Here is a 17236-nt window from a genome sequence, read left to right as displayed (position 1 = left end):
GTCTCCGACGCTGCCAGCGCCCGGCCGCCGGGAGAAGCGGACCGCTTTGGCTAGGACAACCGGTCCCAGTCTCAGCCCTACGGACATACCGGGCAGACCGGGAATCATGGGGGCATGGAGATGGACCGCACGGAGCTCGCCGACTTCCTCCGCCGCTCCCGCGAGCGGCTCCGCCCGCAGGAGGTCGGGCTGACGGCGGGCCCGCGGCGCCGCACCCCGGGGCTCCGCCGGGAGGAGGTGTCGCAGCTCGCCGGGATGTCCGCGGACTACTACATGCGCCTCGAACAGGCCCGCAGCCCGCAGCCGTCCACCCAGCTGCTGGGCGCCCTGGCCCGCGCGCTGCGGCTGACCACGGACGAGCGCGACCACCTGTACGTCCTCGCCGGGCACCGCCCGCCCGGCGGGCCGTTCGAGGGCGACCATGTCCGCCCGGGCCTGCTGTACCTGCTGGACCGGCTCCAGGAGACGCCCGCGCAGCTCGTCGGCGACCTCGGTGACCTGCTGGCCCAGAACGCGCTCGCCGAGGCCCTCTTCGGGTGCGTGTGCACGGTCGAGGGCGCCGACCGGAACATCGTGTGGCGGTGGTTCACCGACCCGTTCGTCCGGGAGGCGTACCCGGAGGAGGAGCACGAGCCCCACGCCCGGCGGCTCGTCGCCCACCTGCGCGCCGCCGTCGCCCGCCGCGGCCCCGACCCCGTGGCGTCCGCCCTGGTGGGACGGCTGCACGCGGCCAGCACGGAGTTCACCCGGCTGTGGAACCTGCACGAGGTCGCCGTCCAGCGCAGCTGCCGGATGAAAGTGCGGCATCCGGAGATCGGCCTGATCGTGTTCGACATGGAGGCCCTGCTGGCCCCCTCGGAAGACCAGCGCCTCTTCGTCTACACCCCGCCCCCGGGAACGGGCAGCATCGACGCCCTGGAACTCCTCCGCGTCGTCGGCCCGGAGACCGCCCACCGCAGCCACGTCTGACCGGGCGTCAGCGGGAGGTCAGCCGCCAGAGGGACGTCGTTTCGGCGGTGCGGGCGGCGTGCAGGGGGTCGTCGGGGTCGGTGGCCCGCGGGTGGCGCGGTCTGGTGTCGAGCCTGCCGACGACCTTCAGGCCGGACGCCTCGAACAGCGCGAGGAGATCCTCCCGCGTCCGGAGGCCCAGGTGCTCGGCCAGGTCGGACAGGATCAGCCAGCCCTCTCCGCCCGGTTCGAGATGCTCGGCCAGCCCGGACAGGAAGCCTCGCAGCATCCGGCTCCCCGGGTCGTAGACGGCGTGTTCGAGGGGTGAGCTCGGCTTCGCGGGCACCCAGGGCGGATTGCAGACGATGAGCCCGGCGCGTCCACCCGGGAACAGGTCGGCCTGGACGACGCGCACGTCCACCTTCAGGCGGTCGCGGTTCTCCCGGGCGCAGGCGAGCGCACGCGGATCCTGGTCGGTGGCGACGACGCGGCCGATACCGCGGCGCGCCAGGACGGCCGCCAGGACGCCCGTTCCGGTCCCCACGTCGAACGCCGTGCTCGTCGCGGGCAGTGGCGCCTCACCGACCAGGTCCACGTATTCGCCCCTGACCGGGGAGAAGACGCCGTAATGCGGGTGTATGCGGTCGCCGCCCAGCGCGGGGATCGGGACGCCCTTCTCGCGCCACTCGTGGGCGCCGATCAGACCGAGCAGCTCACGCAGTGAGGTGACGTAGGGCTGGTCGTCCGGGCCGTAGGCCTCCGTACAGGCGTCCTGCACATCCGGTGCACGGCGCAGCGGAATCACGTGGCCAGGATCGAACGGTATGAGCACCATGCCGAGCGTCCGCGCGCGCTGGGCGCGGGACTGCCGGTAAAGGTGGAACGCCTGCACCTGGGAAGGTTCCGGCTTCTTGCGCCGCCTGCGCGGCGGACGGTCGATCCGGCGCGCCATCGCCGCGAGGAGCTGGCGCGCGTTCTGGAAGTCGCCGCGCCACAGCAGCGCGGTGCCTTCGCACGCAAGGCGGTACGCGTCGTCCGCGCGCGTCTCGTCACCGGCGACCACCACGCGGCCGGGCGGCGGCGCGCCGCTCTCCGACCGCCAGCGGACGCGATGGTCCCGGCCGCCCTCCCGCCAGGAGATCACGTCCACGGCAGTACCGTAGCGGCGTGCGTCTACCTGGGCCATTGCACGTCCTGAACGAGGGCCTCGCCTTCCTCCTGGAGATCGCGGCCATCGCCGCCCTCGCGTGGTGGGGCTTCACGACCGGCGGGGGCATTCTGACCGGCGCCGTCCTCGGGGTCGGGGCACCGGTGGCGGCGATGATCCTGTGGGGGCTCTTCGCGGCGCCCCGCGCCCGGTTCACGGTCGCGCTGCCGCTCGTCCTCCTTGTGAAGGCCGTCGTGTTCGGCGCCGGTGCGCTGGCCCTGTACGGCGTCGGCCACCATGGCGCCGCGATCGGCTTCGCCGTGATCGCGCTCCTCAACACCGCGCTGGCGACCGCGGACCGCGAGGCACATTTCCGCGGCGCGGCCGGGTGAGGCGGGGCCATACGGCGGGCTATGCGGCGGGCTTCGCCGTGATGTCGCCGTTGTCGGTGCGCAGGTCGAGCAGGTAGGGGGCGGACGCGTCGTTCGGGACGTCGATGGTCCGGTCGCCGTTGCCGACGTGCGAGGTCACGCGGTACCGGCCCGCGGGGACGGTGACCTTGATCTCGCCGTTGTCCGTCTCCGCGCGGATGTTCTGGGCCTTGGCGGGCGTCAGGCTGACGTCGCCGTTGTCGGTCTTCACGTCGGTGCCGGCGCCTCTGAGCCCGCGACCCTCGATCTCGCCGTTGTCCGTCCTCGCCTTGATCGGCCCGGCGACCTCGTGCAGATGGATCGAGCCGGAATCGGTCGACACGTTCACCGCGCCCACCCGCGACAGGTGGATGGACCCGCTGGACGTCTTGCCGGACACCGGGAGGCCCGCCGGGAGGTCCACCGTGTATCGCACCGAGCAGCGTGAGCCACAGCCGCGCAGCTTCAGGACACCGTTCTCGATCCGGTACGTCACGCCTTCCGGCCGATCGCCCCGGTACTTGACGGACCGTCGCAGGGACGCCTTGGACGACCCGCCGTTAAGGTTCACACGCCCCGATCCGATGTCCAGCTCCACCGAAGTGATCTTGCCCTGCAACGTCGCGCCGTCCTCGAAGGTGGTGGACGCGAAGGCCAGGTCGCATGCGCTCAGCGCGGTCACGCTGGCCCCGGCGAGGGCGAGGGCGGAAAGTCGGCGGCGCACAGGGAACCTCCTGGTCGGTGCGGTTGAACGCTGCCGAGCCTAGGAAGGTCGACTCCGGACGGCCGTCACGCCAGGGAGCCAGCTTCATTCTCCTCCCAAGGGTCTGAGCCCGGCCCCGGGAGTAGCACGAACGAGTGGACGGCCGGCGGGCGATGCGCGCCGCCGGCCGTCCGAGCGCCGCGCGTCAGGCGGGCACCTTGTCGAGGAAGCCGGTCACGCGGTCGAAGCGGCCGTCGTCGCCGAAGGTCGCCACGTCGAAGCCGACCGCGATCGCCTCGCCGCCCTCGGGGCCGAGCTCCCAGGTGAAGCGGGCCACGTTGTGGTGGGCGTCGACGGCCCCCGCGGGACGGAACACCAGGCCGGGGAACTGCTGCTGCGCGGCGCCGACGAACGCGTCGATCGCGTCGCGCCCCTCGGCCACGCCGAGCGGGTCGACGTAGAGGGGGTTCTCCGTCCACAGCTCGTCGATCGCGGCGCGCCGCGCGGCCGGGTCGGTCTCGTTCCAGATGGCCAGGTAGCGCTCGACCCGCTGCTGAACGTCGCTCATCATGACTCCCGTTTCTCGATCGTCCGGGACGGTTCGTCCCCGTGCCCACCACGCTGCCAACGGCACGGCCGGAGATCGATTACCTGGGACGTCATGCGCGAGCGGGCGGCCCGGGGCCCTGCAACCCGCTGCCGTAGATGGACATGGCCTCGTTCGCCCAGCGGGTCATGCCGTCGACCGACAAGGGGTCAGAGCCCAGCACGTCGGTCAGACGGGTCTCGCAGCAGGAGGACGGCCAGATCGTTCACCATCACGCTCTCGCGCAGCCCGGCCTTCGACTTGAAGTGGTGCATGACCAGCGCCGGGGAGACGTCCGCCGCCTCGGCGACCTGCCGGATCGTCACGGCGTCGGGACCGTGCGCCGCGAAGAGCCGCAGTGCCTCCTCGCGTATGGCGGCCAGAGCGGTCCGGTCGTGGGCCGAACACATCTGCAGCAGGCTGAGTGGACGCTTAGAACGTCCGCAACGATGATGTCGGATTTTCGCCAGTGGACCGGCGCGACCATCGGTGATGCTGGAGCCATGCACGAGGACGTGGAAAGGTGCGTACGGGCCGTCCAGTCGAAGGACGCCCGTTTCGACGGCTGGTTCTTCACCGGGGTCGTGACCACCGGCATCTACTGCAGGCCCAGCTGCCCCGTCGTCCCGCCCAAGCGGGAGAACATGCGCTTCTACCCGAGCGCGGCCGCCGCCCAGCAGGCCGGGTTCCGCGCCTGCAAGCGGTGCCGGCCCGACACTTCCCCGGGCTCCCCCGAGTGGAACCACCGCGCGGACGTCGTCGCGAGGGCGATGCGCCTCATCGCCGACGGCGTCGTCGACCGCGAAGGCGTTCCCGGGCTCGCGGCACGGCTCGGCTACAGCGACCGCCAGATCGAGCGCCAGCTCAACGCGGAACTGGGCGCCGGGCCGCTCGCCCTGGCGCGGGCCCAGCGCGCGCAGACGGCGCGGCTCCTCATCGAGACGACGCCCCTCCCGATGGGGGACGTCGCGTTCGCGGCGGGGTTCTCCAGCATCCGCTCCTTCAACGACACGGTCCGCGAGGTGTTCGCGCTCACGCCGACCGCTCTGCGGGACCGTGTCGCGAAGGGGCAGCCGCCCGCCGGTTCGGGGACGCTCTCGCTGCGCCTGCCCTTCCGCGCGCCCCTCTGCCCCGACAACCTGTTCGGGCACCTCGCGGCCACCGCCGTCCCGGGCGTCGAGGAGTGGCGGGACGGCGCGTTCCGCCGCACCATGCGCCTCCCGCACGGCCACGGCATCGCCACCCTCAGCCCCCGCCCCGACCACGTCGCCTGCACGCTCCGCCTCGGCGACCTGCGCGACCTCACGATCGCGATCAGCCGCTGCCGCTGGATGCTCGACCTCGACGCCGACCCCGTCGCCGTGGACGACCTGCTCCGCGCCGACCCCGCCCTGGCGCCGCTGGTGGGCAAGGCGCCCGGACGGCGCGTCCCGCGCACCGTCGACGCCGCGGAGTTCGCCGTCCGGGCCGTCCTCGGGCAGCAGGTGTCGACGGCCGCGGCCCGCACCCACGCGGCGCGCCTGGTCACCGCCCACGGCGACCCCGTGGACGACCCGGGCGGCAGGCTCACGCACCTCTTCCCGACCCCGTCCGCCCTGGCCGGGCTGGACCCGGAATCCCTCGCCTTCCCGAGAACGCGCCGCACCACCATCACGACCCTGGTCGACGCGCTCGCCGGCGGAGAGATCGACCTCGGGGTGGGGAGCGACTGGGAAGAGGCCCGCGCGCGCTTGTCCGCCCTGCCCGGCTTCGGTCCCTGGACCGTCGAGACCATCGCGATGCGCGCACTCGGCGACCCGGACGCGTTCATCCCCGGCGACCTCGGAATCCGTGCCGCCGCCAAGACGCTCGATCTCCCCTCCACCCCGGCGGCCCTCACGCGCCGCGCCGCCCGATGGCGCCCGTGGCGCGCCTACGCCGTCCAGTACCTGTGGGCCACGGGCGACCACGCCATCAACCTGCTTCCCGCGAGCTGAAGGAACCTCTGTGGAACGAACACATGTCGTCGTCGACAGCCCTGTCGGTCCGCTCACGCTGGTCGAGACCGACGGCGCCTTGTCCGGCCTCTACATGGAGATGCAGCGGCACCGTCCGCCGGCCGAAACCTTCGGTGCGCCGGGCGACCCCGACAGCGAACCGTTCGCGACCGTCGCCGAACAGCTCGCCGCGTACTTCGCCGGTGAACTGACCGAGTTCGACATGCCGCTCCGCCTCCACGGCACACCGTTCCAGCAGCGCGTCTGGGACGCCCTCCAGGAGATCCCCTACGGCGAGACCACCACGTACGGCGAACTCGCCGTCGAGATCGGCAGTCCCTCGGCGTCCCGCGCGGTCGGCCTCGCCAACGGGCGCAACCCGGTCGGCGTCATCGTCCCCTGCCACCGAGTCGTCGGCTCCACCGGCTCCCTCACCGGCTACGGAGGCGGCCTCGACCGCAAGCGCTACCTCCTCGACTTCGAGCGCAAGAACCGCGCTACCGAGAACGCCCTGTTCTGACGCGCGACGCGAGGGAATGTCAGAGCCGCGGGTTACCGTGCGGAACATGACCGTCAAACCCCGGAGAGGTTGATCGAGGTGGAGTTCCGAGTCGACCGCCAGACGTTCGCCGACGCGGTGGCGTGGGCGGCGCGGACCCTCCCGGCGCGCCCCGCCCTCCCCATCCTCGCGGGCATGCTCATCGAGGTCACCCGCGAGGGCGAGCTGACCGTCGCGGGGTTCGACTACGAGGTGTCCGCCCACGCCCGGGAGGACGCCGCCGTCGCCGAGCCGGGCCGCGCCCTCGTCCCCGGTCGGCTGCTGGCCGACATCGTCCGGAACCTCCCGCAGGAGCCGGTGGACGTCGTCATGACGGGAACCGAGGTCGTCGTCCGCTGCGGCCCCGCCGAGTTCGGCCTCCAGACGCTGCCCGTCGAGGACTACCCCACCCTCCCCGACCCGCCCGCCCGCGCCGGCACCCTCCCCGGCGACCTGTTCGCCACCGCCGTCGGCCAGGTCACCCCGGCCGCCGGGCGCGACGACACCCTCCCCATGCTCACCGGCGTCCGGATCGACATCGAGGGCGACACGATGTGGCTCGCCTGCACCGACCGGTACCGCATCGCCGCCCGCGAGCTGACCTGGTCCCCCGACGACCCCGGCTTCACCGCCGGCGTCGTCGTCCCCGCCCGCACCCTCGCCGACACCGCCAAGGCGATCCGGCGCGGCGCGGACGTCGCCATCGACCTCGGCGGCACCGCCGACACCCTCATCGGCATCGCGGGCGGCGGCCGGAGCATGACCAGCCGCCTCCTCGACGACCAGTACATCAACTACCGGTCCCGCCTCACCGGCACCTGGACGTCCGTCGCCGAGGTCCGCGTCGCCCCGTTCGTCGAGGCCATCAAGCGCGCCGCCCTCGTCACCGAGCGCGGCACCCCGATCCGCCTGGCGTTCACCGGCGGCGAGGTCCGCCTCCGCGCCGCCACCGGCGACTCCGCCCGCGCCAACGAGAGCCTCGCCGCCGACCTCACCGGCGACGACATCGACATCGCGTTCGCCCCCCAGTACCTCCTGGACGGCCTCGCCGGCATCGACACCGAGTACGCCCGCCTCGAATGCGCCGGCCCCACCAAGGCCGCCCTCCTCACCGCCATCCCCGACAAGAAGGACGACGAGCAGGAGCCCGCCGAGTCCGACACCGGGTACCGCTACCTCGCCATGCCCGTCCGCCTCACCTCCTGAGCGGGTGTCCCAGGCGCAGGGCGACCCCTAGGAGCCGGCCAACGCGGGTCCGGCCGCCGCGAGGCCTCCTCTGGCCCGGGGTTTCCGCGCGGTTTCCCTCGGCCGGGGGACCGGGATGGTGCCCTTGGGGGATCACCGGCCCGTGCGGTTCGCGCGACCGTGGTGATCGCTTGCATGGGAGGGGCATTCATGGCGATCACAGATGCCGGGCAGGGACGCGGTCGGATCACCGTGGCCGCGCTGTGCTGGTCGGCGGTGGCGGCCGGGCTGGGGCTGTGGTGGGTGCTGCGGCCATCGGCGTATCTGCTCGGGCGAGGGGACGCGGAGTCTCCCCCGCTGGCCTTCGACATCGGGGCGCGTCCCGGGGCGATCGGGCTGCTCGCGCTCGGCGGGCTCGGCGTCGTGGTCGCTCTCGCTCTGCGCGGTCGGCGATGCGTCGAAACGATGCGCCGGCCTCTTCTCGTCCTCACGGCCGGATATGCGGTGCTGGGGTTCGTGCTTCCCGGCTACATGGCGATGGTCGTCGTCGCCTACACCTTCGCGTTCTCGGCACCGGTCATCCTGCTGGCGGCGCTGCTGGCGCGCGCCCTGCGGCTCGGCCGGGTGGGCACGTCGGTGCTGGTGGGCGTTCCGGCGGCCGCCGGGCTCGGGTTCGCCACTTTCATCGTGGCGTACAAGGGCGCCCACTGGGCCGTGTTCACCGTGGTCGGCGGGGTCATCTGGGCGGCCTGCACCGTGACCGCGTTCCGGGTCGGCAAGCGCCGCTGCGCTCGCTGCGGCCGTCCCGGCGCCGCCTGGACGCGGCCGGAGTCCGCGGCGCGCTGGGGGCGCAAGGTGACGATCGCCGCCGCGCTCATGCCCTTGCCCTACGGGCTCATCAGGCTGACGTGGCTGACGCCGTGGCCCATCGCGTTCCCCGAGGGCGCCGGCTGGGGGGTCTGGGTCACCGGCATGCTCCTCGGCTGCGCGTCCGAGGGAGGGGCGATCCTGACCCGAGGGCTCATCCGCCCCTGGGGGGAGGTGTGGCCGCGATGGGTTCCGGTGGTGCACGGCCGCCCGATACCGGTGGCCGTCCCCACCAGCGCGGCGCTGGCGGCGTCCGCCGTGCTGGCCCTGTTCACCGTGTACGTGGTCACGGAGATCCCTCAAGGCGAGGGAGGGTGGCTCTTCAGCCTGGCGTTCATACCGATCGGGCTGTGGGGCCCGCTCCTGGCCGCCGCGGCGCTCGCCTACTACTACCGTCGCCGCGGCGCCTGCACCCGCTGCGCGCGGCGTCAAAGGTCGAGGACGGCCAGGGTGAAGCGGACCTCGGAGTCCGTCGCGTTGCCGTAGGAGTGGGGGCGGTCGCCTACGAAGACGGCGGCGGCTCCCTTTTCGACGAGGTCCGTCCGGCCGTCCACGCCGAGGGTCAGCGTGCCTTCCTGGACGTACACGATCTCCTTGGTGCCGGGGACGTGCGCGTCGCTCTCGCGCGTCTCGCCGGGCTGGAGGACCCAGTTCCACAGCTCCAGCGACGGCCTCGGGTCGCTTCCGGCCAGGAGCGTTCCCGTCCCGCCGTGCTCGCCCTGCCACAGGACGACGTGCCGCTCCGGCCGGAACAGCCGCACCGGCGGCTCCTCCTCGACCTGCACCAGGCGTGTCAGCGGCACCCCGAGGGCGTCCGAGATCCGGATGAGCGTTCCGAGGTTCGGGTTGCCGCGCCCCTGCTCCAGGCCGACCAGCACGCCCTTGCTCACCCCGGCGCGCCCGGCCAGCTCGTCCAGGCTCCACCCGTGCCCGGCCCGCAGCGCCCGCACCGTCCGCGCCACGGCCTCGCCGATCGCCTCCTGCTCGTTCAAACGCCCTCCAGCCGTCGGTCCGCGCGCTCAGTTTCTCGTACCGCGCGATGATCGGAGCATGGACGACTGCGTCTTCTGCGAGATCGTCGCCGGCCGGCTTCCGTCCTACCGGGTCGCCGAGGACGAGCACACCGTCGCCTTCCTGGACATCGCCCCCGCGAATCCGGGGCACACCCTGGTCGTGCCGCGCGTGCACGCCCGGAACATCTGGGACATCGGCGAGGCCGTCCACGGCCGGGTGGCGCATATGGTGCACAGGGTCGCCGCACTGCTCAGAACGGCCCTGGAGCCGGACGGTCTGAACATCGCCCAAGCGAACGGCGAGGCCGCCTGGCAGGAGGTCTTCCACTTCCATGTGCACCTCGTCCCCCGCAGGCATGGCGACGACCTGCGCCTGATGTGGGATCCGGCACCGGCCGAGCCGCGCGACCTGGACGGGGTACTCCAACGGCTCAGCCGGGCGGCGGGCCTTGGGCCGGACCACGGGCGGTCGGTATAGTGGAACGTCGATGTCATTAAAGTGACCGCCCGGAGGGTGAGGAATGCTGGAGCGGGTCGTCGTGGACGAGGCCGTGCGGGAACTCCGTCCCGATTTCGCCGTGCTCGTCATGGTCGCCGAGGGGATGGAGAACGGGCCCGGCGACCAGGTGGGCGAGGAGTGGCTGGCCGCCGCCGCGCGGAAGGCGGACGCTGGGGACCCGCATGTCGAGGCGTGGCGCGAGGCCTACCGGGCGTTCGGCGCCAAGCCGCAGCGGACCCGGCCCTCGGTGGACGCGCTGCTCCGCCGCGCCGACGCGCTCCCGTCCATCAACCGGGTCGTGGACGCCTACAACGCGGTCAGCGTCGAGTACGCGCTGCCCATCGGCGGTGAGGACCTCGACGCCTACCAGGGGGCGCCGCGCCTGGTCCGCGCCACCGGTGACGAGCCGTTCGACGTCATCGCCGGCGGTGAGCCCGCCGTCGAGCACCCGAACCCGGGCGAGGTCGTCTGGCGGGACCACGCGGGCGTCACGTGCCGCCGCTGGAACTGGCGGCAGTGCGTCAGGACCCGGCTGACGGAGACCACCAAGAACGGGCTCTTCCTCCTCGAACGCCTTGAGCCGTACCCACTCGACCGGCTGGACGAGGCGGGTGCGCGCCTCGCGGAGCTGCTCCGGACGGTCTCCCCCGGCGTGCGGATCGAGACGCGGCTGATCGGCGGGCGGTGATGGTCACGGTCCTCGCGCTGAGCGCCGCGCTCGCCTACGGGGTGGCCGACTTCCTCGGCGGCGCGGTCACGCGGAAGGCGGCCGCGATCAGGGTCCTCAGCTGGTGCGTCCCGATCGGGCTGGGGGTCGTGCTGGTGTCCGCGCTCCTCAGCGGAGGCAGCCCCAGCCCGGGGCCGATGACCTGGGGCTTCGCCGCGGGACTCTGCGGCGGCGCCGGGCTGATGACCTTCTACCGGGCGCTCGCCCGGGGCCCGATGAGCGTGGTGGCGCCGGTGTCCGCGCTGGCCGCGGCGATCATCCCGGTGGCCGTGGGCGTCGCCAAGGGCGAGCGGCTGGACGCGTCCGTCCTGCTCGGGGTCCTGCTGTGCCTCGTCGCGATCGGGCTGGTCAGCATGGAGGCCGACGGACGGAAGGCCGCCGAGCCGGTCGCGGACGGGTGGCGGCGCCTGCTCGACTCGGGCCCCGTCATGGCCGGCGTGTCCGGTACGTGCTTCGGCATCTTCTTCGTCCTGCTGAAGGAGGCGGGGGACGGCACCGGGCTCTGGCCGATCGTCGGAGCGCGGCTGGGCAACCTGGTAATCGTCGTCGTGGCGCTGCTGGTCCTGGCGACCCGCGGCGGTGCGGGGCCGCGGGTGTCCGGGCGGACGCTGATCGGGCTGGCGCTGCTGTCCGGCGTCCTGGACGCCGGGGCGAACGTCCTGTACTTCCTGGCGGTCAACGAGGGCCTGCTGAGCCTCGCGGCCGTCCTGACGTCCCTCTACCCGGCGATCACCGTCCTGCTGGCCCGGATCGCCTACAGCGAACGACTCCGCACCGTCCAGCGCGTAGGGATGACGGTCGCGGTCGCCGGCGTGGCCCTGGTCACAGCAGGTTGAGGCTTTTGCCCAGCTGCTCGACGCGTGCCCGGTCGAGCAGTGAGGAGATCTGGACGATCCGCCCGTGCGCGATCACGAAGCCCATGACCGAGACTGCCCGGTGACCGGTGCGGAGCCCCGGGCACGGCTCTTTCCGTCTCGGCAACTCGACTCTTGCCAAGTTGGAAACTAAGCGGCTAGAGTTTCCGGCATGGAAACTAACGGGGAAGCGTCCCTGCCGACGCCGGAGCAGGCCCGTGCGGCCCTCGCCGACACCGACGACGTCCGAGTGTCCGTCGAGGCGCTGTCCGCCACTCCGTGGCCGACCTGGTTCGTCGCGACGATCACGGCGATGTTCGTCGTACTGCCGATCACCTTCGGCGGTGCGCTGGCCGAGCCCGACTGGCTGATGCCGCAGGGGGCATGGCTGGCCGTCATGCTGGGGGCCGAGGCGGTGTTCCTCGCGTTCTTCGTCGTCGCGGGCAGGAACTGGCGCGCCAAGACGGGCGTGGCACTGCGACTCGACGTCCTGCCCAAGCGCGCCACCGTGCCGGCGCTCGTCGGGACCCCGCTGCTCATCGTGGGCTCCGGATACGCATTCCGGTACACCGACCAGCCGCTGTGGCTGTTCGCCGCCTCCGCCGCGGGCGCCGCCCTGTCCATCGGCTTTCACCTCTGGTTCGTCCGTCTGCACCGGAAGGCGTCGTGAGCACGAGCACGACCGACCCGATGGACGGCTTCAACGCGACCATCCACGCACCCAATCGGCTGCGCATCTGCGCCCTGCTGGACACCGCGGGCGAAGCGGAGTTCGGCGTGGTGCAGGAACAGCTCGGAGTGTCGGCGTCCGTGCTCAGCAAGCACGTCACCGTGCTCATGGACGCCGGATACGTCCAGCAGCGCAAAGCGGTCCGCGACACCCGGCAGCGGGTGTGGCTGTCCCTGACCCGCGAGGGACGCGAGGCCTACCGAGCCCACCACGCCGCCCTACGCGCCATAGTCGGCCCCTGAACAACCGAAACCGGAAACGCGAAGGGCGGGACCGACGGTCCCGCCCTCATACATGTGGGTGGCGGTGGTGGTGGGATTCGAACCCACGGAAGCTTGCACTTCACACGCTTTCGAGGCGTGCGCCCTCGTCCACTAGGCGACACCACCGCGGGAGAGCCTACCCGACTCTGCGGTGCGTGAAGAACTCGATCAGCAGGGCGGCGCACTCGGCGGACATCACCTCGGCGATCACTTCGGGGCGGTGGTTGAGGCGCCGGTCCCGGACGACGTCCCACAGGGAGCCCACCGCGCCCGCCTTCGGGTCGACGGCCCCGTAGACGATGCGGTCGAGCCGGGCCTGGACGGACGCGCCCGCGCACATCGTGCACGGTTCCAGCGTCACCACCAGCGTGCATCCCGCCAGCCGCCAGCCGCCGAGGGACGCGGCCGCGCGCCGCATCGCGACGATCTCGGCGTGGCCGGTGGGGTCGGCGGTGCGCTCGCGCTCGTTGCGTCCCGTCCCGATGATCTCGCCGGAGGCGTCCAGGACGACGGCGCCGACGGGGATCTCGCCTTCCGCGGCGGCGTGACGGGCCTCGTCCAGCGCCCGCCGCATCGCCGGGTGGTAGGCCTCGACGACGGGGTCCACGCCGGCCGGGTCAGTCACGGAGGCGGTCGAACTCCTCGCCGAAGCCGGCCTGCTCGGCGACGGCGAGGAGGGCGTCGCCGGGGAGGGCGCGCTCGCCGAGGTCGCTGAGGCGCTCCGGGGCGAGGCCGAGGTCTTCGAGGAGGGCGGCGTCACCGGCGGCGTCGCCGTCGGGCACCTCGCCGACGAGCTGCTGGAACAGCGCGCCGAGGCCGTCCTCGCGGACGGTGGAGACGAAGGCGCGGGGCTCGTCCTCCCGGTCGAGCCGGACGACGGCGAACCAGTCGTCGTCCTGCTCGATGAGCAGCAGAACCGGGTCGCCGTAGGACTCGACGGCGGCCTCCCGCATCAGGTCGGCGACGTCGTCGACGTGCTCCGCCTCGGCGAGCACGGCCTCCGTGCCGACCCAGCCCTGCGGTGTCTGTGCGAAGACGGCGGCGAAGTATGACACGTGCTCATTGTGACCCACGGGGTTGGCCCCGACACACCCCCGTGCCAAGGAATCCGGCATCGGGTGCCCGGATGCGCTTGTGAATAAACTTCGGGTTTTGTCCGGTGGCGGACGGTCCGCGTCCTTCCCGCGCGCCACAGGAGTTCGCATACTGCTCAGCGGTCACCTTCCTCGGAGGAATGCCATGGGCGCGGACGAACTGACCAGGCGCGGGTTTCTGGCGGGCACGGCGGGCACCGCGGCGGTCATCGCGACCGGCGCCGCCGGCGGGTCGTCCACGCAGGCCCACGCGGCGGCCCTGGCGGCGGCGAAGCGGGCGCCCGTCGCCGAGCTTCCCGATCCGGACGAGTCCGGCATCGACCACATCGTCGTCGTGATGATGGAGAACAGGTCGTTCGACCACTACATGGGCTGGGTGCCCGGCGCGGACGGGCGCCAGGCGGGCCTCACCTACACCGACGCCGACGGCAACGAGCACGGCACTCACCACCTGAAGGTGCCGTGGGGATGCGGCTTCCAGGACCCCGACCATTCTTACGAGGGCGGACGCGTCGAGTACAACGGCGGCGCGTGCGACGGCTGGCTGCGCGCCGGCGACAACGACGTGTTCTCCATCGGCTACTTCGAGGGCCCCGACCTCGGCTTCCACGGCCACGCCGCCCTCGACTGGACGGTCTGCGACCGCTACTTCCCCGCCATCATGTCGTCCACGTTCCCCAACCGGATCTTCCAGCACGCCGGGCAGACCGACCGGATCTCGAACTCGCTGACGATCTCGGAGATCGCCACCATCTGGGACCGGCTGAAGGCGAAGGACGTCCCGTGCCGGTACTACTTCAGCGACGTCCCGTTCACCGCGCTGTGGGGGCTTCGGCACCTCGACATCAGCCGGAACATCGCCGAGTTCCGCGAGGACGCCCGGCGCGGCCGGCTGCCCGCGGTCAGCTTCGTGGAGCCGGCCTTCCTCGGCGAGATCTTCCTGCCCGGCATGTCGGAGGACGAGCACCCGCTCGCCGACATCCGCTTCGGCCAGGCGTTCCTGAACGAGGTGTACACGGCGCTCGTCACCTCGCCGAACTGGCCCCGCACGCTGCTGGTGATCAACTACGACGAGTGGGGCGGGTTTTTCGACCACGTTCCGCCGCCGTCCGGGCCCGACCCGCGGCCCGACCTCGGCACCGCGCTGCGCGGCTTCCGCGTCCCCTGCCTGCTGATCTCACCGCGGGCGCGGCGCGGCGCGGTCGCGCACGAGGTGTACGACCACACGTCCGTGCTGAAGGCGATCGAATGGCGCTGGGACCTGGAACCGCTGACGGTGCGGGACGCCGCCGCGCGCAACATCGCCGAGGTGCTGGACTTCGAGAACCCGCCCGACCCGCGCGCGCCCCGCTACGACGCCAAGCGGCCGATCAGCCTGGGCTGCCTCGACCCCGGGCACGGCCATACGGGGGACGACTGGGCGGATCTGGCCGACTACGCCCGGCGCAACGGGTTCCCCGGCTGACCTTTCAGGAGACGGTGTCCAGGGCGCGCTCGAAGGCGTGCGCGAAACCGATGCGCCCGGCGATGCTGAGCAGCATCTCGTCGGGGTAGAGCTCCAGGTCGCCGGAGATCGCGCCGAGCTCCATCTCGTCCAGCCCCAGGTCGGCGAAGATCGACATGTCGCCGACCGGGAGGACCTGGTCGAGCTCCTCGTCGTCGGGGACCGGGATGTCCAGATAGTCGAGGACCTGGCGGGCCAGCGGCCAGTCGACCGACGCCGTGACGTCCGACAGGAACACCATCACGTCGTCCCCGAGCAGGCGGATCGCGACGAAGAAGTCGTCGCCGACCGAGACCAGCCCGACCGTGCCGCCGAGGCTCGGCTGCTGCCGCAGGGCATGGATCAGCCCTGCGAGGTCCTCGGTCAGCGCCACCGGGAGGACGTCGGCCTCCCAGCTCTCGTCTTCCCGGTACACCACGACGGCGAAGTCCGTCGCGTCCACATCCGTCATTTCCACCCCACCGGCGCGTCTCCTGCCAGGGCATGGTCGCAGATGCGAGGCGCGCTCGCGCGCCCCACCACCAAACTCGCCGCCGCACCCGGCTGTGAAACCGGAAGTCAGCGCTGCAAACCCGTACCCGGCGGGACGAACCTACTCGACTGCGTCAGTGCAGGCGGAAGGTACGGCGGCGCAGCGCCGCGTGGATCCGGGCCCGGCGGGACCGGTGCGGTGTCACCCGGCGGCGCAGCTCACGGGCCTCGGCCAGCTCGCGCAGGAAGACGGCCCTGCGGCGGAGCCGCTCGCGCACCTGCTCGGGGGAGATGTCGCCCTGCGGGCCGGGACGCTCCGCGGCGTTCTCCTCCCCTGTGACATCGGTCACCGGGGACCGGCGGGACGGGGAGGCGGGTTCGGGAGGTGGCGCGGACTCGGGAGACGGGGAGGCCTGCGAGGTGTCGTCGGCGGCCTCGGGAGGCGGCACCGCGGGTGCGGGCGGATCGGGAGCGGACCCCCGGGCACCCTCCGGGCCGTCCGGCTGGTGATCCCTCTCGCTGTTCATACCGCCATATTGCCCAGCTCAACGGTGTCCTATCCAGCCGCGGGAGTCGCCGGTGCGGGGTGGGCTACGGTGAGCCCATGCAGACCCTCGCCGTCGACCACCCGCTCGTCGCGCACAAGCTCACCACGTTGCGGGACGTCCGCACGGACTCCCCCACCTTCCGCCGCCTCGCCGACGAGCTGGTCACCCTGCTCGCCTACGAGGCCACCCGCGACGTCCGGGTCGCCGACGCCACCGTGCGGACCCCGCTCGTGTCGGCCCACGGCGTCCAGCTCGCGAGCCCGAAGCCGCTCGTCGTGCCGATCCTGCGCGCCGGCCTCGGGATGCTGGACGGGATGACGCGGCTGCTGCCGACCGCCGAGGTCGGGTTCCTCGGCATGATCCGGGACGAGGGCACCCTGCAGGCCCAGACGTACGCGACCCGGCTGCCGGACGACCTGTCCGGGCGGCAGTGCTACGTCCTCGACCCGATGCTCGCGACCGGCGGGACGCTCGCCGCCGCCATCCGGCTGCTCTTCGACCGCGGCGCGGACGACGTCACGGCGATCTGCCTGCTCGCCGCCCCCGAGGGCCTGAAGTACCTGGAGCAGGCGTTCGCCGACATCTCGGCGCCGATCAAGGTGGTGACCGCCGCGATCGACTCCCACCTCAACGACCAGGGCTTCATCATGCCGGGCCTCGGCGACGCGGGGGACCGGCTCTACGGCGTCGTCTGACCCGCCCCGCCCGGGGCGCCCCGTCCCCGGGCCGATCGCGCCCAAACCCCGCGCGACCTGCGATGTTCGTTCCGGACGGCAGGGGGTAGCAACCTCCTACGGGACGCCTCGCGCGTTCCCCTCCGCCGTCCCGGCACGGGGGACCGGGCGGTGCGAGCGACCTCAAGGACACGAGATGGCTCACCACGAGGACGGCAACCTGCCGCGCTACGCCGCGATCGGCGAGCGGCTCGCCGAGGAGTTCGACGGGGTGCACGGCGCCGACACGGTGGACCGGTACGTCGACGCCGCGCGGTACGGCGCCGAGGAGGTCATCGGCTCCGCGCCGCCCGAGCTCGTGGAACGGATCGCGCGCCGGCACCTGGAGGTGCTCGCGACCGTCGCGGCCGAGAAGCGGCGCAGGACGAGCCGCACGTCGCACGGCAACACGTCCTAGCCGGGACGCCCTTCGCGCCCTGGCCGGGGGCGTGCTCCGCGC

General features: G+C 72.6%; 23 protein-coding genes and 1 tRNA gene. 14 read left to right on the top strand and 10 right to left on the bottom strand.

Features of this window, described 5'->3' with window-relative positions; genetic code table 11:
• Nucleotides 1–114: 114 nt before the first annotated feature.
• Nucleotides 115–969, top strand: coding sequence for a helix-turn-helix transcriptional regulator (locus BM339_RS40545; RefSeq protein WP_021594639.1), 855 nt, complete (start codon nucleotides 115–117; stop codon nucleotides 967–969).
• Between the two features lie 7 nt (nucleotides 970–976).
• Here the strand turns inward: BM339_RS40545 and BM339_RS40540 are convergent, their stop codons facing one another.
• Nucleotides 977–2098 (bottom strand): class I SAM-dependent methyltransferase, encoded by a 1122-nt coding sequence (locus tag BM339_RS40540; RefSeq protein WP_256255757.1) that lies wholly within the window; start codon nucleotides 2096–2098, stop codon nucleotides 977–979.
• 17 nt (nucleotides 2099–2115) lie between these two features.
• Between BM339_RS40540 and BM339_RS40535 the strand changes: the two genes are divergently transcribed.
• A complete protein-coding gene (locus tag BM339_RS40535) occupies nucleotides 2116–2487 on the top strand; it encodes a YrdB family protein (protein ID WP_024934422.1) in 372 nt (123 codons plus the stop codon).
• A 19-nt stretch (nucleotides 2488–2506) separates the two neighbouring features.
• On the opposite strand, the gene BM339_RS40530 is transcribed toward BM339_RS40535, so the two are convergent.
• From BM339_RS40530 to BM339_RS40520, 3 genes are all read right to left on the bottom strand, one after another.
• Nucleotides 2507–3229, bottom strand: a complete 723-nt coding sequence (locus BM339_RS40530) for a DUF4097 family beta strand repeat-containing protein (protein ID WP_075024291.1) — start codon at nucleotides 3227–3229, stop codon at nucleotides 2507–2509.
• 184 nt (nucleotides 3230–3413) lie between these two features.
• Nucleotides 3414–3776, bottom strand: coding sequence for a nuclear transport factor 2 family protein (locus tag BM339_RS40525; protein WP_024934423.1), 363 nt, complete (start codon nucleotides 3774–3776; stop codon nucleotides 3414–3416).
• A 188-nt stretch (nucleotides 3777–3964) separates the two neighbouring features.
• On the bottom strand, nucleotides 3965–4204 hold the full coding sequence (locus BM339_RS40520) for a helix-turn-helix domain-containing protein (RefSeq protein ID WP_075024290.1): 240 nt from the start codon (nucleotides 4202–4204) through the stop codon (nucleotides 3965–3967).
• Between the two features lie 93 nt (nucleotides 4205–4297).
• On the opposite strand from BM339_RS40520, the gene BM339_RS40515 reads away from it, so the two are divergent.
• The 4 genes from BM339_RS40515 to BM339_RS40500 all read left to right on the top strand — a co-directional run bounded on the left by BM339_RS40515 (nucleotide 4298) and on the right by BM339_RS40500 (nucleotide 8846).
• Nucleotides 4298–5770: an AlkA N-terminal domain-containing protein gene (locus BM339_RS40515; RefSeq protein ID WP_075024289.1), complete on the top strand. Its 1473-nt coding sequence runs from the start codon at nucleotides 4298–4300 to the stop codon at nucleotides 5768–5770.
• A 10-nt stretch (nucleotides 5771–5780) separates the two neighbouring features.
• The gene (locus BM339_RS40510) at nucleotides 5781–6290 is read left to right on the top strand and encodes a methylated-DNA--[protein]-cysteine S-methyltransferase (protein ID WP_021594646.1); all 510 of its coding nucleotides are present in this window, start codon (nucleotides 5781–5783) and stop codon (nucleotides 6288–6290) included.
• Between the two features lie 78 nt (nucleotides 6291–6368).
• Nucleotides 6369–7514 (top strand): DNA polymerase III subunit beta, encoded by a 1146-nt coding sequence (gene dnaN / locus BM339_RS40505; RefSeq protein ID WP_075024310.1) that lies wholly within the window; start codon nucleotides 6369–6371, stop codon nucleotides 7512–7514.
• 189 nt (nucleotides 7515–7703) lie between these two features.
• Complete coding sequence (locus tag BM339_RS40500; RefSeq protein WP_021594648.1) at nucleotides 7704–8846, top strand: hypothetical protein; 1143 nt, start codon at nucleotides 7704–7706, stop codon at nucleotides 8844–8846.
• Here BM339_RS40500 and BM339_RS40495 read toward each other — a convergent pair.
• Entirely contained in the window at nucleotides 8789–9352 is a 564-nt protein-coding gene (locus BM339_RS40495; RefSeq protein ID WP_021594649.1) for a helix-turn-helix domain-containing protein, read from the bottom strand. The two genes, BM339_RS40500 and BM339_RS40495, sit on opposite strands and share 58 nt — an antisense overlap.
• A 58-nt stretch (nucleotides 9353–9410) precedes the next feature.
• On the opposite strand from BM339_RS40495, the gene BM339_RS40490 reads away from it, so the two are divergent.
• The 5 genes from BM339_RS40490 (at nucleotide 9411) to BM339_RS40470 (ending at nucleotide 12425) form a co-directional block, all read left to right on the top strand.
• Entirely contained in the window at nucleotides 9411–9851 is a 441-nt protein-coding gene (locus tag BM339_RS40490) for an HIT family protein (RefSeq protein ID WP_021594650.1), read from the top strand.
• 43 nt (nucleotides 9852–9894) lie between these two features.
• A complete protein-coding gene (locus tag BM339_RS40485) occupies nucleotides 9895–10560 on the top strand; it encodes a B3/B4 domain-containing protein (protein WP_075024288.1) in 666 nt (221 codons plus the stop codon).
• Complete coding sequence (locus BM339_RS40480) at nucleotides 10560–11435, top strand: DMT family transporter (RefSeq protein WP_021594652.1); 876 nt, start codon at nucleotides 10560–10562, stop codon at nucleotides 11433–11435. Before BM339_RS40485 ends, BM339_RS40480 begins: the two co-directional genes overlap by 1 nt.
• A 190-nt stretch (nucleotides 11436–11625) precedes the next feature.
• On the top strand, nucleotides 11626–12123 hold the full coding sequence (locus BM339_RS40475) for a hypothetical protein (RefSeq protein ID WP_024934425.1): 498 nt from the start codon (nucleotides 11626–11628) through the stop codon (nucleotides 12121–12123).
• Nucleotides 12124–12143: 20 nt separating this feature from the next.
• A complete protein-coding gene (locus BM339_RS40470) occupies nucleotides 12144–12425 on the top strand; it encodes a transcriptional regulator (RefSeq protein WP_075024309.1) in 282 nt (93 codons plus the stop codon).
• Between the two features lie 59 nt (nucleotides 12426–12484).
• On the opposite strand, the gene BM339_RS40465 is transcribed toward BM339_RS40470, so the two are convergent.
• The 3 genes from BM339_RS40465 to BM339_RS40455 form a co-directional block, all read right to left on the bottom strand.
• Nucleotides 12485–12572: transfer RNA gene (locus BM339_RS40465), tRNA-Ser, on the bottom strand.
• A 10-nt stretch (nucleotides 12573–12582) separates the two neighbouring features.
• Nucleotides 12583–13020, bottom strand: coding sequence for a tRNA adenosine(34) deaminase TadA (gene tadA / locus BM339_RS40460; protein ID WP_177287900.1), 438 nt, complete (start codon nucleotides 13018–13020; stop codon nucleotides 12583–12585).
• 43 nt (nucleotides 13021–13063) lie between these two features.
• Nucleotides 13064–13501, bottom strand: a complete 438-nt coding sequence (locus BM339_RS40455) for a tRNA adenosine deaminase-associated protein (RefSeq protein WP_021594656.1) — start codon at nucleotides 13499–13501, stop codon at nucleotides 13064–13066.
• A gap of 184 nt (nucleotides 13502–13685) precedes the next feature.
• Between BM339_RS40455 and BM339_RS40450 the strand changes: the two genes are divergently transcribed.
• Nucleotides 13686–15005, top strand: coding sequence for an alkaline phosphatase family protein (locus tag BM339_RS40450; RefSeq protein ID WP_075024286.1), 1320 nt, complete (start codon nucleotides 13686–13688; stop codon nucleotides 15003–15005).
• A gap of 4 nt (nucleotides 15006–15009) precedes the next feature.
• Here BM339_RS40450 and BM339_RS40445 read toward each other — a convergent pair whose 3' ends face one another.
• Nucleotides 15010–15495, bottom strand: a complete 486-nt coding sequence (locus BM339_RS40445) for a tRNA adenosine deaminase-associated protein (protein WP_021594658.1) — start codon at nucleotides 15493–15495, stop codon at nucleotides 15010–15012.
• A 154-nt stretch (nucleotides 15496–15649) separates the two neighbouring features.
• Nucleotides 15650–16042 (bottom strand): hypothetical protein, encoded by a 393-nt coding sequence (locus BM339_RS49235; protein WP_143118792.1) that lies wholly within the window; start codon nucleotides 16040–16042, stop codon nucleotides 15650–15652.
• A gap of 77 nt (nucleotides 16043–16119) precedes the next feature.
• On the opposite strand from BM339_RS49235, the gene upp reads away from it, so the two are divergent.
• Together upp and BM339_RS40430 are read left to right on the top strand one after the other, a co-directional pair.
• Entirely contained in the window at nucleotides 16120–16758 is a 639-nt protein-coding gene (upp, locus tag BM339_RS40435) for a uracil phosphoribosyltransferase (RefSeq protein ID WP_021594660.1), read from the top strand.
• A gap of 175 nt (nucleotides 16759–16933) precedes the next feature.
• Nucleotides 16934–17194 (top strand): hypothetical protein, encoded by a 261-nt coding sequence (locus tag BM339_RS40430; protein WP_021594661.1) that lies wholly within the window; start codon nucleotides 16934–16936, stop codon nucleotides 17192–17194.
• The last annotated feature ends 42 nt before the right edge of the window (nucleotides 17195–17236 follow it).

The sequence above is a fragment of the Actinomadura madurae genome (genome assembly GCF_900115095.1).
Classification (GTDB): domain Bacteria; phylum Actinomycetota; class Actinomycetes; order Streptosporangiales; family Streptosporangiaceae; genus Spirillospora; species Spirillospora madurae.
Note: the sequence above shows the minus strand (reverse complement) of the source record. Positions and strands in the feature narration are given on the sequence as shown.

Excerpts from the sequence above, each read along its gene's own strand:
- BM339_RS40490 (WP_021594650.1), top strand. The coding sequence starts at position 9,411 with ATGGACGACTGCGTCTTCTGCGAGATCGTCGCCGGCCGGCTTCCGTCC.
- BM339_RS40500 (WP_021594648.1), top strand. The coding sequence starts at position 7,704 with ATGGCGATCACAGATGCCGGGCAGGGACGCGGTCGGATCACCGTGGCC.
- BM339_RS40450 (WP_075024286.1), top strand. The coding sequence starts at position 13,686 with ATGGGCGCGGACGAACTGACCAGGCGCGGGTTTCTGGCGGGCACGGCG.
- BM339_RS40445 (WP_021594658.1), bottom strand. The coding sequence starts at position 15,495 with ATGACGGATGTGGACGCGACGGACTTCGCCGTCGTGGTGTACCGGGAA.
- BM339_RS49235 (WP_143118792.1), bottom strand. The coding sequence starts at position 16,042 with ATGAACAGCGAGAGGGATCACCAGCCGGACGGCCCGGAGGGTGCCCGG.
- tadA (WP_177287900.1), bottom strand. The coding sequence starts at position 13,020 with ATGCGGCGGGCGCTGGACGAGGCCCGTCACGCCGCCGCGGAAGGCGAG.
- BM339_RS40470 (WP_075024309.1), top strand. The coding sequence starts at position 12,144 with ATGGACGGCTTCAACGCGACCATCCACGCACCCAATCGGCTGCGCATC.
- upp (WP_021594660.1), top strand. The coding sequence starts at position 16,120 with ATGCAGACCCTCGCCGTCGACCACCCGCTCGTCGCGCACAAGCTCACC.
- BM339_RS40520 (WP_075024290.1), bottom strand. The coding sequence starts at position 4,204 with ATGTGTTCGGCCCACGACCGGACCGCTCTGGCCGCCATACGCGAGGAG.
- BM339_RS40475 (WP_024934425.1), top strand. The coding sequence starts at position 11,626 with ATGGAAACTAACGGGGAAGCGTCCCTGCCGACGCCGGAGCAGGCCCGT.
- BM339_RS40525 (WP_024934423.1), bottom strand. The coding sequence starts at position 3,776 with ATGAGCGACGTTCAGCAGCGGGTCGAGCGCTACCTGGCCATCTGGAAC.
- BM339_RS40480 (WP_021594652.1), top strand. The coding sequence starts at position 10,560 with ATGGTCACGGTCCTCGCGCTGAGCGCCGCGCTCGCCTACGGGGTGGCC.
- BM339_RS40430 (WP_021594661.1), top strand. The coding sequence starts at position 16,934 with ATGGCTCACCACGAGGACGGCAACCTGCCGCGCTACGCCGCGATCGGC.
- BM339_RS40515 (WP_075024289.1), top strand. The coding sequence starts at position 4,298 with ATGCACGAGGACGTGGAAAGGTGCGTACGGGCCGTCCAGTCGAAGGAC.
- BM339_RS40485 (WP_075024288.1), top strand. The coding sequence starts at position 9,895 with ATGCTGGAGCGGGTCGTCGTGGACGAGGCCGTGCGGGAACTCCGTCCC.
- BM339_RS40545 (WP_021594639.1), top strand. The coding sequence starts at position 115 with ATGGAGATGGACCGCACGGAGCTCGCCGACTTCCTCCGCCGCTCCCGC.